Below are 16,618 nucleotides of genomic sequence, written 5' to 3' on the forward strand. Positions count from 1 at the left end.
TACGGGCGCTTTCGGCGGCAAAAAAGAGTCAGGGCGCGCTTTTGGCGGCCCTGACTTCTGTTTTTATCCGTGTGCGCGGTGGACGTTGGACAGTTGCTTGTTTACCTTTGGGTTCTTGCGATAGATCAACGCCATTTTGCCGATGACCTGAACCAGGTCGGCAGAACCGGCCTTGCACAGTTCTGCGATGGCACCGATACGGCTTTCGCGGTCGAGGATGTTGAGCTTGATCTTGATCAGCTCATGATCGCTCAGTGCGCGTTCAAGCTCTGCAAGTACACCTTCAGTCAAACCATTGTCAGCCACGATCAATACCGGTTTCAGATGGTGGCCAATGGATTTGTATTGTTTCTTCTGCTCTGGAGTGAGCGGCATAATCTGACCTCTGCGTCTGATCTTTTAAAAGCGGCGGCCAGTTTACCCGAGCGAGTCCGGGACCGCCCAGTTAATCACGACTCGTTTATTTTTGAGGTGCCCCGTGGCCCGTTCCAAGACAAGCCATAACTGGCTCAAAGAACACTTCGACGACAAGTACGTCAAAATGGCGCAGAAGGACGGTTACCGTTCGCGTGCCAGTTACAAGCTGCTCGAGATCCAGGAAAAGGACAAACTCATCCGCCCGGGCATGACTGTGATCGATCTCGGCGCAGCACCGGGAGGCTGGTCGCAGGTGACCAGTCGTCTGATCGGCGGTCAAGGTCGTCTGATCGCTTCCGACATCCTTGAAATGGACAGCATCCCCGATGTGACCTTCATTCAGGGGGATTTTACCGAGGATGCGATTCTTGAGCAGATCCTCGAGGCAGTCGGTAATACGCAGGTAGACCTTGTGATTTCCGATATGGCCCCCAATATGAGTGGATTGAGCGCTGTAGATATGCCGCGTGCAATGTTTCTCTGCGAATTGGCGCTCGATCTTGCTGGTCGGGTACTGCGTCCCGGTGGCGATTTTCTGATCAAGGTCTTCCAGGGTGAAGGCTTCGATGTCTACCACAAGGATATCCGCAAGCTGTTCGACAAGGTGCAGATGCGCAAGCCGTCGTCGTCCCGCGACAGGTCACGCGAGCAATACCTGCTGGCTCGCGGCTTTCGCGGCATTGATGGCGCGGCCAGCATCGAACGTTTTTGACAAGGCGCGATAGCTTTTTTCAAATGGCGTTACCGATGCAGCATGACTGAACATTATGTTGTCAAAGTTTCACAAAGGGTTACAGACGGTGTCTGCCGTATCTGTAGGTTCTGTAGTAAGTTAGGCCGGTGAATATCATGCGAGGCACGCTTGCTGCGTGGAGCTTGCTTCAGAGGGTAGCTAATTGAACGATATGGCAAAGAATTTGATCCTGTGGTTGATCATCGCGGCTGTCCTTGTGACGGTGATGAACAACTTCTCCAGCCCGAACGAGCCGCAGAACCTCAACTATTCCGAGTTCATCCAGCAGGTCAAGGATGGCAAGGTCGAGAAGGTTTCTGTCGACGGCTACGTCATTACGGGCAAGCGCAGCGATGGCGACACCTTCAAGACCATCCGCCCGAACATCCCGGACAATGGCCTGATCGGTGATCTGGTCAGCAACAACGTCGTGATCGAAGGCAAGCAGCCTGAGCAGCAGAGCATCTGGACCCAGTTGCTGGTGGCCAGCTTCCCGATACTGGTGATCATCGCGGTGTTCATGTTCTTCATGCGCCAGATGCAGGGCGGGGCGGGCGGCAAGGGCGGCCCGATGAGCTTCGGCAAGAGCAAGGCGCGTCTGTTGTCAGAAGATCAGGTCAAGACGACCTTGGCTGACGTTGCCGGTTGCGACGAAGCCAAGGAAGAAGTCGGCGAGCTGGTCGAATTCCTCCGCGATCCGGGCAAGTTCCAGCGCCTGGGCGGTCGTATCCCGCGCGGCGTGCTGATGGTTGGCCCTCCAGGTACTGGTAAGACGCTGATTGCCAAGGCCATTGCCGGCGAAGCGAAGGTCCCGTTCTTCACGATTTCCGGTTCCGACTTTGTCGAAATGTTCGTGGGTGTTGGTGCGAGCCGCGTTCGCGACATGTTCGAGCAAGCCAAGAAACACGCGCCATGCATCATCTTCATCGACGAAATCGACGCGGTCGGTCGCCATCGTGGCGCCGGCATGGGCGGTGGTCATGACGAGCGCGAGCAGACACTCAACCAGTTGCTGGTCGAGATGGACGGTTTTGAAATGAATGACGGCATCATCGTCATTGCCGCAACCAACCGCCCTGACGTACTGGATCCGGCTCTGCTGCGTCCAGGTCGTTTCGACCGCCAGGTAGTTGTAGGTCTGCCGGACATTCGTGGCCGTGAGCAGATCCTCAAGGTTCACATGCGCAAAGTGCCGATGGGCGAAGACGTCAACCCGGGCGTTATCGCTCGCGGTACGCCGGGCTTCTCCGGTGCGGACCTGGCCAACCTGGTCAACGAAGCGTCGCTGTTCGCTGCTCGCTCCGGCAAGCGCGTTGTAGAGATGAAAGAGTTCGAACTGGCCAAGGACAAGATCATGATGGGCGCCGAGCGCAAATCGATGGTCATGTCCGATAAGGAAAAGCGCAACACGGCTTACCACGAGGCGGGTCACGCTATCGTTGGTCGTCTGGTGCCAGAGCATGATCCGGTCTACAAGGTCTCCATCATCCCGCGCGGTCGTGCGTTGGGTGTGACGATGTTCCTGCCGGAAGAAGACCGTTACAGCCTGTCCAAGCGTGCGTTGATCAGCCAGATCTGCTCGCTGTACGGTGGTCGTATTGCGGAAGAAATGACCCTGGGCTTCGATGGCGTCACAACCGGTGCCTCCAATGACATCATGCGTGCCAGCCAGATCGCCCGGAACATGGTCACCAAGTGGGGGCTGTCTGAAAAGCTCGGCCCGCTGATGTACTCGGAAGACGAAGATGCAGGTTACCTGGGTCGCGGCGGAAGCCAGAACTCCAGTGTTTCCGGCGATACTGCCAAGCTTATCGACTCCGAAGTGCGCAGCATCATCGACCACTGCTACGGCACCGCCAAGCAGCTGTTGACGGATAATCGCGACAAGCTGGAAGCGATGGCCGACGCGCTGATGAAGTATGAAACCATTGATGCCGACCAGATCGACGACATCATGACCGGTCGTACTCCGCGTGAGCCGCGTGACTGGGGTGGAGGTTCGGGTACCAACGGTACTCCGATCACGCCTGACCCTCGTCCGGAAACTCCGATTGGCGGCCCTGCTGCCGAGCACTAAGGTCTGACATGACATCTGCGCTGTACCCAACCCGGTTGCCTTGCGGCAACCGGGTTCTTGATTTGGCCCATACGCACGTGATGGGCATCCTCAACGCAACCCCGGACTCATTTTCCGATGGCGGCCGCTACAGCCAGCTCGATGCGGCGCTGCGTCACGCCGAGGCAATGGTGCAGGCTGGCGCGACGCTTATCGATATCGGTGGCGAGTCAACGCGTCCAGGCGCGCGTCCTGTCTCTGCGTCGGAAGAGGTCGAACGTGTGGCCCCGCTGGTCGAGGTCATCGCGCGCGAGCTGGATGTGATCATCTCGGTCGATACCTCCACGCCTGAGGTCATGCTGGCGACGGCTGGCCTGGGTGCCGGGCTCATTAACGACGTTCGCTCGCTGCAGCGCCCAGGCGCGCTTGAGGCGGCCGCAAGCACCGGTTTGCCGGTCTGTCTCATGCATATGCTGGGCGAGCCGGGAACCATGCAGAATGACCCGCACTACGATGACCTGGTGGGCGAGGTCTGTGCCTTCCTGGCTGAGCGCATGAAGCAGTGCGTCGCTGCAGGCATCGGTCAGCAGCAGATCATTCTTGATCCGGGCTTTGGCTTTGCCAAGACACTGGAGCACAATCTGAGCCTGTTCAAGCATATGGAAGCGCTGCATGTGCTCGGCCGCCCTTTGCTGGTGGGTGTTTCGCGCAAGAGCATGATCGGTGCTGTGCTGGGGCGTCCCGTCGACCAGCGTCTGTCCGGCGGGCTCGCCCTGGCGGTTCTGGCGATGGCCAAAGGGGCAAGAATTCTACGTGTGCATGATGTCGCCGAAACGGCTGACGTGGTGCGCATGATCGCAGCTGTCGAAGCAGCTGAATAACAACAGTGGGGCATCCATGACTACCAGAAAATATTTCGGAACCGACGGCATTCGCGGTCGTGTAGGGCAATTCCCGATCACTCCCGAGTTCATGCTGAAACTGGGTTGGGCCGCCGGCATGGCTTTCCGCAAGATGGGCGCCTGCCGGATTCTCGTTGGCAAGGACACGCGCATCTCCGGCTACATGTTCGAGTCTGCCCTCGAGGCCGGCCTCTCCGCTGCGGGCGCTGACGTTCTCTTGCTGGGCCCGATGCCGACACCGGCCATCGCCTACCTGACACGTACCTTCCATGCCGAGGCTGGCATCGTCATCAGCGCCTCGCATAACCCGCACTACGACAACGGCATCAAGTTCTTCTCCGGTCAGGGCACCAAGCTGCCTGACGAGATCGAAATGATGATCGAAGAGCTGCTCGACGCACCGATGACCGTGGCCGAGTCCGAGAACCTCGGCAAGGTCTCGCGTATCAACGATGCGGCCGGGCGTTACATCGAATTCTGCAAAAGCAGCGTGCCTACCAGCACCGACTTCGCCGGCCTCAAGGTCGTCATCGACTGTGCCCACGGTGCGACCTACAAGGTGGCGCCCAACGTATTTCGTGAGCTGGGCGCGCAGGTCGTGGTGCTTTCCGCGCAACCTGACGGGCTCAATATCAACAAGGACTGTGGCTCCACGCACATGGAAGCCCTGCAGGCGGCCGTGCTTGCCGAGCATGCGGACATGGGCATCGGTTTCGACGGTGACGGCGACCGTGTGTTGATGGTCGATCACACCGGGACCATCGTCGATGGCGACGAATTGCTTTACATCATCGCCCGCGACCTGCATGAGCGGGGTCGCTTGCAGGGCGGCGTCGTCGGCACACTGATGAGCAACCTGGGGCTTGAACTGGCCCTGGCCGAGCAGGGCATTCCTTTTGTTCGGGCCAATGTCGGCGACCGCTACGTGATCGCCGAGCTGCTCGAGCGCAACTGGCAGATTGGCGGCGAAAACTCCGGTCATATCGTCTGTTTCCAGCACGCCACCACCGGTGATGCGATTATTGCCTCACTGCAGGTGATATTGGCTCTGCGCCGCAGCGGTGTAAGCCTGGCCGAGGCGCGTCTGAAATTGCGTAAGTGCCCGCAGATCCTGATCAACGTGCGCTTCGCCGGGTCGGGTGTAGACCCGGTTTCGCATCCGTCGGTCCAGGAGGCCTGCGCCCGCGTCACCGAGCAGATGGCCGGGCGTGGCAGGGTGCTGCTGCGCAAATCGGGTACCGAGCCGTTGGTGCGCGTCATGGTCGAAGGCGAGGACGAAACGCAGGTCAGGGCGTACGCCGAAGAACTCGCAAAACTGGTTACTGAAGTTTGCGCCTGATTTCGGCTTGCCAGTGTCTGAACTGTTGGGTAACATCTGCGCCCACTTTGACCCACGAGGTGTAGCATGCGTCGCCCAATGGTAGCTGGTAACTGGAAAATGCACGGTACCCGCGCCAGCGTCGCTGAGCTGATCGAGGGTTTGTGCAAGCAGTCGTTGCCAGGCAGCGTCGATATCGCCGTGATGCCTCCCAGTCTGTTTACCTGTCAGGTGGTCGAAGGGCTCAAGGCAACGTCGATCATCGTTGGTGCGCAGGATGCAGCCATTCAGGCTGAGCAGGGCGCGCTGACGGGTGAAGTTGCATCGAGCCAGCTGGCTGATGCAGGTTGCAAGCTGGTACTTGTCGGGCACTCCGAGCGTCGTCAGTTGATTGGCGAACAGGATGATGTTCTGAACAAGAAGTTTGCGGCGATCCAGGCGAAAGGTCTGACACCTGTGCTTTGCGTAGGTGAAACCCTGGAAGAGCGCAAGGCGGGGCAAACGCTTGAAGTGGTAGGGCGTCAGCTGGACAGTGTCATCGCCGAGTTTGGCGTCAATGCACTGGTCAACGCCGTCATTGCCTACGAGCCGGTCTGGGCCATTGGCACCGGATTGACTGCTTCGCCTCAGGAAGCGCAGGAAGTGCACGCAGCCATCCGTGCGCAACTGGCAAAAGAGAATGCCGAAGTCGCACAAGGCGTGCGACTTCTCTATGGCGGCAGCGTGAAGGCGGCCAATGCGGTCGAGCTCTTCAGCATGCCGGATATCGATGGGGGGCTCATTGGTGGAGCTTCCCTGAATGCAGATGAGTTCGGTGCGATCTGTCGCGCCGCGGGAAACTGAAAAAATGCTGGAAACAGTCGTAATCGTTTTTCACCTGTTGGGCGCTCTGGGCGTTGTCGCTCTGGTATTGCTGCAGCAGGGTAAAGGTGCCGACGCAGGCGCGTCGTTCGGAGCAGGTGCATCAAATACTGTCTTCGGAGGTCAAGGAACCTCTACCTTTCTCAGTAAGTTTACTGCTATACTTGCGGCATGTTTTTTCATAACCAGCTTGGGGTTAGGTTACTTTGCTAAAGAGAAAGCTCAACAGCTGACTCAAGTAGGTTTGCCAGACCCTGCAGTACTGGAAGTGAAGCAAAAGCCGGCAGCAGATGATGTACCGGTTCTCGAAGGGCAAAAGCCAGCCGCTGTTCCAGCTGACGTACCTCAAGCCCCAGAGAAGAAGTAATACAGAATTCGGCGATGTTCGTGAGGTCGCCAAAAAGAGTTGTAATGCCGAGGTGGTGGAATTGGTAGACACGCAACCTTGAGGTGGTTGTGCCCATAGGGTGTAGGGGTTCGAGTCCCCTTCTCGGTACCAATTAACAGGAGAGCCCGCACTAGCGGGCTTTCTTGTAGGTGGATGTTGGATTGACCCAGCAATGGATCGGTCGTATACTTCCGCCCCAGCTTTGTCGCGGGGTGGAGCAGTTTGGTAGCTCGTCGGGCTCATAACCCGAAGGTCGTTGGTTCAAATCCAGCCCCCGCAACCAGTTTTAGCGGAGCCCCTTTTAAGGGGCTTTTTGTTAGCTGGACAGTACATGACGTCGATGTTCAGCGGCGTTTTCAGGGATGGGCTTTTGCCCATTTTTTTATTTCTAAAGCATGCACGAGGGGGTTCAGGTGTCGAGCAAGCTAGAACAGTTGCAGGACTTGTTGGCCCCAGTGGTCGTGGCCCTTGGCTACCAATGCTGGGGAATCGATTTCAGTTCCCAGGGCAAGCATTCGGTGCTGCGCATTTATATCGACAAGGAAGGGGGCGTTCTGGTCGACGACTGTGCAATCGTCAGTCGCCAGATCAGCGGTGTGCTGGACGTAGAAGATCCAATCAGCACCGAGTACACCCTCGAAGTATCTTCTCCTGGCATGGAGCGCCCGCTGTTCACTATTGAGCAGTTTGCTTCGTACGCCGGGGAACAAGTGAAAATAAAGCTGCGTTCACCTTTCGAAGGTCGACGCAACTTTCAAGGCCTTCTCCGCGGGGTGGAGGAGCAGGATGTCGTGGTGCAGGTTGAAGACCATGAGTTCCTGTTGCCGATCGACATGATCGACAAGGCCAACATTATTCCCACGTTTGACTGAGACGTGCCGGTTACTGCGGATCCCGCGGATCCAATGGCTTGCGAAAGGCGAGGCGTACGATGAGCAAAGAAGTACTGCTGGTTGTTGAGTCGGTGTCCAATGAAAAGGGCGTTCCGGCAAGTGTCATTTTTGAAGCGCTGGAGCTGGCTCTGGCCACTGCTACCAAGAAACGTTTTGAAGATGAAGTAGAACTGCGTGTAGAGATCAATCGCCAGACAGGCAACTACGAGACTTTCCGTCGCTGGACAGTTGTCGAAGACGAAGATCTGGACGATCCTGCTTACGAATTGGCTGTGGATCAGGCCCAGGCGAAAAAGCCGGGTGCTGTTGCCGGCGACCTGATCGAAGAAAAAATCGATTCCATCGAATTCGGTCGTATCGCTGCGCAAACCGCCAAGCAAGTCATTGTGCAGAAAGTTCGCGAAGCCGAGCGTGCTCAGGTAGTCGACGCCTACCGCGAGCGTCTGGGTGAAATCATTTCTGGTACTGTTAAAAAGGTTACACGTGACAATGTCATCGTTGACCTGGGTAACAATGCCGAAGCCTTGCTGGCTCGTGAAGACATCATTTCCCGGGAAACTTTCCGGGTCGGTGTTCGCGTCCGTGCTCTGCTGAAGGAAATTCGCACCGAAAACCGTGGCCCTCAGCTGATCCTGTCGCGTACTGCGCCAGAGATGCTGATCGAGCTTTTCCGCATTGAAGTGCCGGAAATTGCCGAAGGTCTCATCGAGGTGATGGCTGCCTCCCGTGACCCGGGTTCTCGTGCGAAAATCGCTGTTCGCTCCAAGGATAAACGAATCGACCCGCAAGGTGCCTGTATCGGCATGCGCGGTTCGCGAGTTCAGGCTGTTTCCGGCGAGCTGGGTGGCGAGCGTGTGGATATCGTTCTTTGGGACGATAACCCGGCGCAGTTTGTGATCAATGCAATGTCCCCTGCAGAAGTAGCGGCAATCATCGTAGATGAAGACGCGCATGCAATGGATATCGCAGTGGGAGCGGACAACCTGGCCCAGGCTATTGGTCGTGGCGGTCAGAACGTGCGTCTGGCAAGTCAACTGACTGGCTGGACCCTGAACGTAATGACCGAATCGGACATCCAGGCCAAGCAGCAAGCTGAAACCGGTGACATCCTGCGCAATTTCATCGAAGAACTCGAAGTCGATGAAGAATTGGCACAGGTGCTGGTTGATGAAGGCTTCACCAGCCTGGAAGAGATTGCCTACGTACCGTTGGAAGAAATGCTCAACATCGACGGCTTTGACGAAGACATCGTCAACGAGCTTCGCGCTCGTGCCAAGGATCGTTTGTTGACTAAAGCCATCGCTACAGAGGAAAAGCTGGCAGACGCCCATCCGGCCGAAGACCTGCTCTCGCTTGAGGGTATGGACAAGGATTTGGCGATGGAACTGGCGGTGCGCGGCGTAATTACCCGCGAAGACCTGGCCGAGCAGTCTATAGATGACCTGCTCGACATCGACGGCATTGACGATGATCGTGCCGGCAAGTTGATCATGGCCGCCCGAGCCCACTGGTTCGAGTAATTGGGCGCGGCCTGAGGAGAGAAGTGCATGACGCAAGTCACGGTGAAAGAACTGGCCAAAGTGGTCGACACACCGGTAGAGCGCCTGTTACAGCAGATGCGTGAGGCAGGTCTGCCGCACACCGCCGCCGAGCAAGTTGTGACCGATAACGAAAAACAAGCCTTGTTGACGCACCTGAAAAGCGGTCACAAGGCCAAGGTGGAAGAGCCTCGCAAGATTACCTTGCAGCGCAAGACCACCAGCACCCTGCGCGTTGCTGGCAGCAAGAGCATCAGCGTTGAAGTGCGCAAGAAGAAAGTCTTTGTGCAGCGTAGCCCGGAAGAGATCGAAGCCGAGCGCAAGCGCGAGATGGACGAACGCCGTGCGGTAGAAAATGCCGCTCGTCAAAAGGCTGAAGAAGAAGCCAAGCGTCGCGCTGAAGAAGATGCGCGCAATCAGCCTGCTGCAAGCCAGCCAGCTTCGGCTGCTGCCGAGCCTGTTGCTGCCGCCGAGCCTGTGCGTGAAGCATCGCCAGCCGCTGCTCCGGCACCGGCCAGCGCAGCGCCTTCTGCCGATGCTCGCAAGCGTGACGAACAACGTCGCCCTGACAAGCCTCGTGCTGACGACCGCAACGCCCGTGGCGGCGACGGCGAGCGTAAAAACGCTCCGCATCGCGCTTCGGTCAAGGAGAAGGCTCCGGCCCCTCGCGTTGCTCCTCGCACTACCGACGAAGAAAGCGACAGCTTCCGTCGTGGTGGTCGTGGCAAGGGCAAGCTGAAGAAGCGTAACGCGCATGGTTTCCAGAGCCCTACCGGCCCGGTCATCCGTGACGTTGCCATTGGCGAGACCATCACTGTCGGCGAATTGTCGGCACAGATGTCGGTCAAGGCTGCTGAAGTCATCAAGTTCATGTTCAAGATGGGCACCCCGGTGACCATCAACCAGGTACTGGATCAGGAAACTGCCCAGTTGATCGCCGAAGAGCTGGGCCACAAGGTCACGCTGGTCAGCGACAACGCCCTGGAAGATTCCCTGGCCGAATCGCTGAAGTTCGAAGGTGAGTCGTTCTCCCGTGCACCGGTTGTGACCGTAATGGGCCACGTCGACCACGGTAAGACCTCGCTGCTCGACTACATCCGTCGTGCCAAGGTTGCAGCTGGCGAAGCCGGCGGCATCACCCAGCACATCGGTGCCTACCACGTTGAAACCGAACGCGGCATGGTCACGTTCCTCGACACCCCTGGTCACGCCGCGTTTACCGCCATGCGTGCCCGCGGTGCCAAGGCAACGGATATCGTGATTCTGGTTGTTGCAGCTGACGACGGCGTGATGCCTCAGACCATCGAAGCTGTTCAGCATGCTGTTGCGGCTGGCGTTCCGCTGGTTGTTGCGGTGAACAAGATCGACAAGCCTGGTGCTGACCTCGATCGTATCCGCAGCGAGCTGTCGGTCCATGGCGTGACGTCCGAAGAGTGGGGCGGTGATACGCCTTTCGTTTCGGTCTCCGCGAAGATGGGTACTGGCGTCGACGAATTGCTGGAAGCTGTTCTGCTGCAGGCCGAAGTTCTGGAACTCAAGGCAACCCCGTCGGCCCCTGGTCGTGGTGTTGTTGTCGAGTCCCGTCTGGACAAAGGCCGTGGTCCGGTCGCTACTGTTCTGGTTCAGGACGGTACGCTGCGTCAGGGCGACATGGTTCTGGTCGGTTCGAACTTCGGCCGCATCCGCGCCATGCTCGACGAGAACGGCAAGCCGGTCAAAGAAGCAGGTCCTTCCATCCCTGTCGAGATCCTCGGCCTGGACGGTACACCGGACGCTGGCGACGAGATGAGCGTGCTGTCGGACGAGAAGAAAGCCCGTGAAGTGGCTCTGTTCCGTCAAGGCAAGTTCCGCGAAGTCAAACTGGCCCGTGCTCACGCTGGCAAGCTGGAAAACATCTTCGAGAACATGGGTCAGGCAGAGAAGAAGACGCTCAACATCGTCCTCAAATCTGACGTACGCGGTTCCCTCGAAGCGTTGAACGGCGCCTTGAACGGCCTGGGTAACGACGAAGTGCAAGTGCGCGTGGTCGGTGGCGGTGTCGGTGGTATCACCGAGAGCGACGCCAACCTGGCACTGGCCTCCAACGCTGTACTGTTCGGTTTCAACGTGCGTGCCGATGCTGGCGCGCGCAAGATCGTCGAGCAGGAAGGTCTGGACATGCGTTACTACAACGTGATCTACGACATCATCGAAGACGTCAAGAAAGCCCTTACCGGCATGCTTGGCAGCGACGTCCGGGAGAATATCCTGGGTATCGCTGAAGTCCGCGATGTGTTCCGTTCGCCGAAATTCGGCGCGATCGCAGGGTGTATGGTTCTGGAAGGCACTGTCTACCGTAACCGTCCGATTCGTGTTCTGCGCGAAGACATCGTTATCTTTGAAGGCGAGCTGGAATCCCTGCGCCGCTTCAAGGACGACGCTGCCGAAGTACGTGCAGGCATGGAATGCGGTATCGGCGTCAAGAGCTACAACGACGTTAAGGTCGGTGACAAGATCGAAGTCTTCGAGAAGGTCCAAGTGGCTCGCAGCCTCTAAATCGCGAGCTTCAGGAGTCATGGTGGGAGCCTTGCATGCAAATGCCCTGCTTTCCCCATGGGCTCTAAACGCAACGCCCGGTCTGGCAATTGTCAGGCCGGGCGTTTGCCGCTTTCAGACTGTCAGGGTTTGGTCCCGGATCAGTAACAGGTAACAAGCATGGCAAAAGAATACAGCCGTACCCAACGTATCGGCGATCAGATGCAGCGCGAACTGGCGCAGCTGATCCGTCGCGAAATCAAGGACCCACGTGTGGGTCTGGTCACCATCACCGCCGTAGACGTCAGCCGTGACGTGGGTCATGCGAAGATTTTCATGACCGTCATGGGCCAGGACAGCGCGGAAGAAATCGCGCAGACCATCAAGGTGCTCAACGCTGCCGCAGGTTTCCTGCGTATGCAGCTGGCCCGCGAAATGAAGCTGCGCAGCGTGCCTCAACTGCATTTCCACTATGACGAAAGCGTCGTACGTGGCGCGCATCTCTCGGCACTGATCGAGCGTGCCGTGGCAGAAGACGGTCAGCATCAGGAAAGCCCTGCATCGGCGGATGCAAAGCCTGAAAGTACCGAGGAATAAAGAGTGGCTCAGGTCAAGCGTATACGCCGCAATGTCAGCGGGATCATCCTGCTCGACAAGCCGCTGGGTTTCACTTCCAACGCCGCTCTGCAAAAGGTTCGCTGGCTGCTCAATGCCGAGAAAGCCGGGCACACCGGCAGCCTTGATCCTCTGGCAACGGGTGTTCTGCCGTTGTGCTTTGGTGAAGCGACCAAGTTCTCTCAGTACCTGCTCGATTCGGACAAGTCCTACGAGACCCTGGCGCAACTGGGCAAGACCACTACCACTGCCGACTCTGAAGGCGAGGTTTTGCTCACGCGTCCGGTGACCGTTGGTCGCGACGATATCGAAGCGGCTCTGCCGCATTTTCGCGGACAAATCAGCCAGATACCTCCCATGTACTCGGCCCTCAAGCGTGATGGCCAGCCACTTTACAAGCTGGCGCGTGCAGGGGAAGTAGTGGAGCGCGAGCCCCGTTCTGTTACTATTGCGCGCCTGGAATTACTTGCTTGCGAAGGCGACACGGCACGTCTGTCCGTCGATTGCAGCAAAGGCACCTATATCCGCACGCTGGTCGAGGATATCGGTGAGAAGCTTGGTTGTGGTGCTTACGTCGCAGAGCTGCGTCGTACCCAGGCCGGGCCTTTCACGCTGGCTCAGACAGTGACGCTGGAAGAGCTCGAGCAGGTGCATGCCGACGGCGGCAATGAGGCGGTTGACCGTTTCCTGATGCCATCGGACAGCGGTCTGCTGGACTGGCCGCTGTTGAAGTTTTCGGAACACAGTTCGTTTTACTGGTTGCATGGTCAGCCAGTACGCGCGCCGGACGCACCGAAATTCGGTATGGTTCGCGTGCAGGATCACGAAGGTCGCTTCATCGGTATCGGTGAAGTCGCCGAAGACGGGCGCATTGCGCCGCGTCGCCTGATTCGGTCAGAGTGACCGAAACCAGTCCAGCCGTCGGCTTGCCGGCGAGTGGGGTGGAACGAGGATGGCTGTCAACAGGCACGGTCATACCTCATTTTTTAATACGAGGATCTGTCCTCGGCCTGTTGGAAACGTTTCTCCGGAAGCGCTTCCTTGCACAAAAGGATTGCCCACATGGCACTCAGCGTTGAAGAAAAAGCTCAGATCGTAACCGACTACCAGCAAGCTGTTGGTGATACTGGTTCGCCAGAAGTGCAAGTTGCACTGCTGACCGCCAACATCAACAAACTGCAAGGCCACTTCAAGGCCAACGGTAAGGACCACCACTCGCGTCGTGGTCTGATCCGTATGGTAAACCAGCGTCGCAAGCTGCTGGATTACCTGAAAGGTAAGGACGTTAGCCGTTACAGCGCCCTGATCGGTCGTCTGGGTCTGCGTCGCTAATAACGACGTTGCTAGAGGTTGGTTGTCTGTCACGATCCGTCGGGTTTTCCCGGTGGTTCTGGCAGGCTCCCAGCCTCAAGTTTTATCTGGGCTGTGGAAGGGGCCGATTCCCCACGCTGCCCAAGAATTCGCAAGAAACCAGTTCCCCAAGAGCCACAAAGAAAGGTAGGAAACCGTGAACCCGGTAATCAAAAAGTTTCAGTTCGGTCAATCGACCGTAACCCTCGAGACAGGCCGTATCGCCCGTCAAGCCTCTGGTGCAGTATTGGTCACCGTTGACGACGACGTCAGCGTACTCGTGACTGTGGTCGGCGCCAAACAGGCTGACGCTGGCAAAGGCTTCTTCCCTCTGTCCGTGCACTATCAGGAAAAAACCTACGCTGCCGGCAAGATTCCTGGTGGTTTCTTCAAGCGTGAAGGCCGTCCTTCCGAGAAAGAAACCCTGACTTCGCGCCTGATCGACCGTCCGATCCGCCCGTTGTTTCCAGAAGGCTTCATGAACGAAGTGCAGGTTGTCTGCACCGTCGTCTCCACCAGCAAGAAAATCGATCCGGACATCGCTGCGATGATCGGTACTTCGGCTGCCCTGGCCATCTCCGGTATCCCGTTTGACGGTCCGGTCGGTGCTGCCCGCGTTGCTTTCCACGAAAGCACCGGCTACCTGTTGAACCCGACTTACGAGCAGCTGCAGGCTTCGAGCCTGGACATGGTCGTTGCCGGTACTTCCGAAGCCGTTCTGATGGTCGAGTCGGAAGCCAAAGAGCTGACCGAAGACCAGATGCTGGGCGCCGTGCTGTTCGCGCATGACGAGTTCCAGGTCGTGATCAACGCCATCAAGGAACTGGCTGCCGAAGCCGCCAAGCCTACCTGGGCCTGGCAGCCGAAGCCTGAGGCGACTGAACTGCTGAGCGCTATCCGCTCCGAGTTCGGCGAAGCGATTTCCCAGGCTTACACCATCACCGTCAAAGCCGACCGTTATGCGCGTCTTGGCGAGCTGAAAGATCAGATCGTTGCCAAACTGGCCGTGGAAGAAGGCAGCCCGTCTGCCAGCGAAGTCAAAGCCGCTTTCGGCGAAATCGAATACCGCACCGTTCGCGAAAACATCGTTAACGGCAAGCCGCGTATCGATGGTCGTGACACGCGCACCGTTCGTCCTCTGAACATCGAAGTCGGCGTTCTGCCGAAGACTCACGGTTCGGCACTGTTCACCCGTGGCGAAACTCAGGCGCTGGTTGTTGCCACGCTGGGTACTGCACGTGACGCGCAGCTGCTCGATACCCTCGAAGGCGAGAAAAAAGACCCCTTCATGCTGCACTACAACTTCCCTCCGTTCTCGGTGGGCGAGTGTGGTCGCATGGGCGGCGCAGGTCGTCGTGAAATCGGTCACGGCCGTCTGGCCCGTCGCAGTGTCCAGGCCATGCTGCCAGGCGCTGACGTGTTCCCGTACACCATCCGTGTCGTGTCGGAAATCACCGAGTCCAACGGCTCCAGCTCCATGGCTTCGGTCTGCGGTGCTTCCCTGGCTCTGATGGACGCTGGTGTGCCGATGAAGGCGCCGGTTGCCGGTATCGCCATGGGTCTGGTCAAGGAAGGCGAGAAGTTCGCCATTCTGACCGACATCCTGGGTGACGAAGACCACCTGGGTGACATGGACTTCAAGGTAGCCGGTACCTCCAAAGGTGTTACCGCGCTGCAGATGGACATCAAGATCAAAGGCATCACCGAAGAAATCATGGAGATCGCCCTGGGCCAGGCCCTGGAAGCTCGCCTGAACATCCTCGGCCAGATGAACCAGATCATCGGTCAGTCGCGTAACGAACTGTCGGCCAACGCTCCGACCATGATCGCGATGAAGATCGACACCGACAAGATCCGTGACGTGATCGGCAAGGGTGGCGCAACCATCCGTGCCATCTGCGAAGAGACCAAGGCTTCGATCGACATCGAAGACGACGGCTCGATCAAGATCTTCGGTGAGTCCAAGGAAGCGGCTGAGGCAGCACGTCAGCGCGTTCTGGGCATCACCGCAGAAGCGGAAATCGGCAAGATCTACGTCGGTAAGGTTGAGCGCATCGTCGATTTCGGCGCATTCGTCAACATCCTGCCGGGCAAGGACGGTCTGGTTCACATCTCCATGCTGAGCGATGCTCGCGTAGAGAAAGTGACCGACATCCTCAAGGAAGGTCAGGAAGTCGAAGTACTGGTACTGGACGTGGATAACCGCGGCCGTATCAAGCTGTCGTTCAAAGACGTAGCCGCAGCGAAAGCGTCGGGCGTCTGATCGATCTGAGCGGTATGTGAAAAAGGGACTCTTCGGAGTCCTTTTTTTATGAGCGCAATTAGAGGCTTACACATGGAGCATGCAAACTGCTCGGTGCAAACATGCATCTTGCAAGCCCGGTTTTGCACGAACGGGCAATCTGCACGACTCAGCAAAATAGCGCAAAACATAAGTAATTGATTTTAAAGGCTATTTTGACTGTCTCATTTTTGGCACACCGCTTGCGATATACCTGTTAACCCTGCCACCACATGCTGGTGCAGATTTTGAGAAAAACAGGAGTTATCGTATGAAGAAGTTCGCTATTGCCGCTGCTACCGCTACTGCCCTGACTCTGACCATGGCCAACGCTGCTTTCGCACAGACCTCGGCTCAAGCGCCAATGGTTCTGGCAGCTAACACCACTACTCAAGAAGTCAAAGAAGATACTTCTGATACCTGGATCACCACCAAAGTCAAAGCCGACCTGCTGACCGAAAAAGGCATCCCAGGCTCGGACATCAAGGTTGAGACCAACAAAGGCGTGGTTTCCCTGTCCTCCATGGTAAAAGTGACTGAAGCTCAGAAAACTACTGCCGTCGCTATCGCCAAGAAAATCAAAGGCGTTAAAGACGTATCGGCTGCTGGCCTGAAAGCCGAGTAATCGAATACTGCTCATGAACAGCCGCAGTCATTGATTGATGGAAGGTTCATGCGAGGCTACAAGGATGTAGCCATTAAAGGCCCCGACTGAAGAGTCGGGGCCTTTTCTATGGGCGCTACGAAACAGA

General features: G+C 57.5%; 15 protein-coding genes and 2 tRNA genes. 16 read left to right on the forward strand and 1 reads right to left on the reverse strand.

The genetic code is table 11. The features are described 5' to 3' along the window. Nucleotides 1-63: 63 nt before the first annotated feature. Nucleotides 64-375 (reverse strand): YhbY family RNA-binding protein, encoded by a 312-nt coding sequence (locus LIX91_RS12305; protein WP_003418838.1) that lies wholly within the window; start codon nt 373-375, stop codon nt 64-66. A 103-nt stretch (nt 376-478) separates the two neighbouring features. Between LIX91_RS12305 and rlmE the strand changes: the two genes are divergently transcribed. From rlmE to LIX91_RS12385, 16 genes are all read left to right on the forward strand, one after another. Continuing rightward, entirely contained in the window at nt 479-1,129 is a 651-nt protein-coding gene (gene rlmE, locus LIX91_RS12310; protein WP_003313635.1) for a 23S rRNA (uridine(2552)-2'-O)-methyltransferase RlmE, read from the forward strand. Nucleotides 1,130-1,322: 193 nt separating this feature from the next. Then, the gene (gene ftsH / locus LIX91_RS12315) at nt 1,323-3,227 is read left to right on the forward strand and encodes an ATP-dependent zinc metalloprotease FtsH (RefSeq protein ID WP_003313633.1); all 1,905 of its coding nucleotides are present in this window, start codon (nt 1,323-1,325) and stop codon (nt 3,225-3,227) included. An 8-nt stretch (nt 3,228-3,235) separates the two neighbouring features. Further along, nucleotides 3,236-4,087, forward strand: a complete 852-nt coding sequence (folP, locus tag LIX91_RS12320; RefSeq protein ID WP_003418837.1) for a dihydropteroate synthase — start codon at nt 3,236-3,238, stop codon at nt 4,085-4,087. Nucleotides 4,088-4,103: 16 nt separating this feature from the next. Next, entirely contained in the window at nt 4,104-5,447 is a 1,344-nt protein-coding gene (glmM, locus tag LIX91_RS12325) for a phosphoglucosamine mutase (RefSeq protein WP_003395197.1), read from the forward strand. 66 nt (nt 5,448-5,513) lie between these two features. Further along, entirely contained in the window at nt 5,514-6,269 is a 756-nt protein-coding gene (gene tpiA, locus LIX91_RS12330) for a triose-phosphate isomerase (protein ID WP_003400166.1), read from the forward strand. Between the two features lie 4 nt (nt 6,270-6,273). Next, on the forward strand, nt 6,274-6,654 hold the full coding sequence (secG, locus tag LIX91_RS12335) for a preprotein translocase subunit SecG (protein WP_003313628.1): 381 nt from the start codon (nt 6,274-6,276) through the stop codon (nt 6,652-6,654). Nucleotides 6,655-6,700: 46 nt separating this feature from the next. Beyond that, nucleotides 6,701-6,786: transfer RNA gene (locus tag LIX91_RS12340), tRNA-Leu, on the forward strand. 95 nt (nt 6,787-6,881) lie between these two features. Further along, nucleotides 6,882-6,958: transfer RNA gene (locus LIX91_RS12345), tRNA-Met, on the forward strand. A gap of 130 nt (nt 6,959-7,088) precedes the next feature. Then, nucleotides 7,089-7,547, forward strand: coding sequence for a ribosome maturation factor RimP (gene rimP, locus LIX91_RS12350; protein ID WP_002555126.1), 459 nt, complete (start codon nt 7,089-7,091; stop codon nt 7,545-7,547). Between the two features lie 59 nt (nt 7,548-7,606). Then, nucleotides 7,607-9,088, forward strand: a complete 1,482-nt coding sequence (nusA, locus tag LIX91_RS12355) for a transcription termination factor NusA (protein ID WP_003340582.1) — start codon at nt 7,607-7,609, stop codon at nt 9,086-9,088. Nucleotides 9,089-9,115: 27 nt separating this feature from the next. Continuing rightward, entirely contained in the window at nt 9,116-11,641 is a 2,526-nt protein-coding gene (gene infB / locus LIX91_RS12360; RefSeq protein WP_003424545.1) for a translation initiation factor IF-2, read from the forward strand. 159 nt (nt 11,642-11,800) lie between these two features. Then, nucleotides 11,801-12,217, forward strand: a complete 417-nt coding sequence (gene rbfA / locus LIX91_RS12365; RefSeq protein ID WP_226488542.1) for a 30S ribosome-binding factor RbfA — start codon at nt 11,801-11,803, stop codon at nt 12,215-12,217. Nucleotides 12,218-12,220: 3 nt separating this feature from the next. Then, entirely contained in the window at nt 12,221-13,138 is a 918-nt protein-coding gene (truB, locus tag LIX91_RS12370) for a tRNA pseudouridine(55) synthase TruB (protein WP_003400189.1), read from the forward strand. A gap of 159 nt (nt 13,139-13,297) precedes the next feature. Continuing rightward, complete coding sequence (rpsO, locus tag LIX91_RS12375; protein WP_002555121.1) at nt 13,298-13,567, forward strand: 30S ribosomal protein S15; 270 nt, start codon at nt 13,298-13,300, stop codon at nt 13,565-13,567. Between the two features lie 175 nt (nt 13,568-13,742). After that, complete coding sequence (pnp, locus tag LIX91_RS12380; protein WP_226488543.1) at nt 13,743-15,848, forward strand: polyribonucleotide nucleotidyltransferase; 2,106 nt, start codon at nt 13,743-13,745, stop codon at nt 15,846-15,848. 289 nt (nt 15,849-16,137) lie between these two features. Beyond that, entirely contained in the window at nt 16,138-16,491 is a 354-nt protein-coding gene (locus tag LIX91_RS12385; RefSeq protein WP_003313621.1) for a BON domain-containing protein, read from the forward strand. The last annotated feature ends 127 nt before the right edge of the window (nt 16,492-16,618 follow it).

The sequence above is a fragment of the Pseudomonas sp. B20 genome (assembly GCF_020515755.1).
Lineage (GTDB): Bacteria > Pseudomonadota > Gammaproteobacteria > Pseudomonadales > Pseudomonadaceae > Aquipseudomonas > Aquipseudomonas syringae.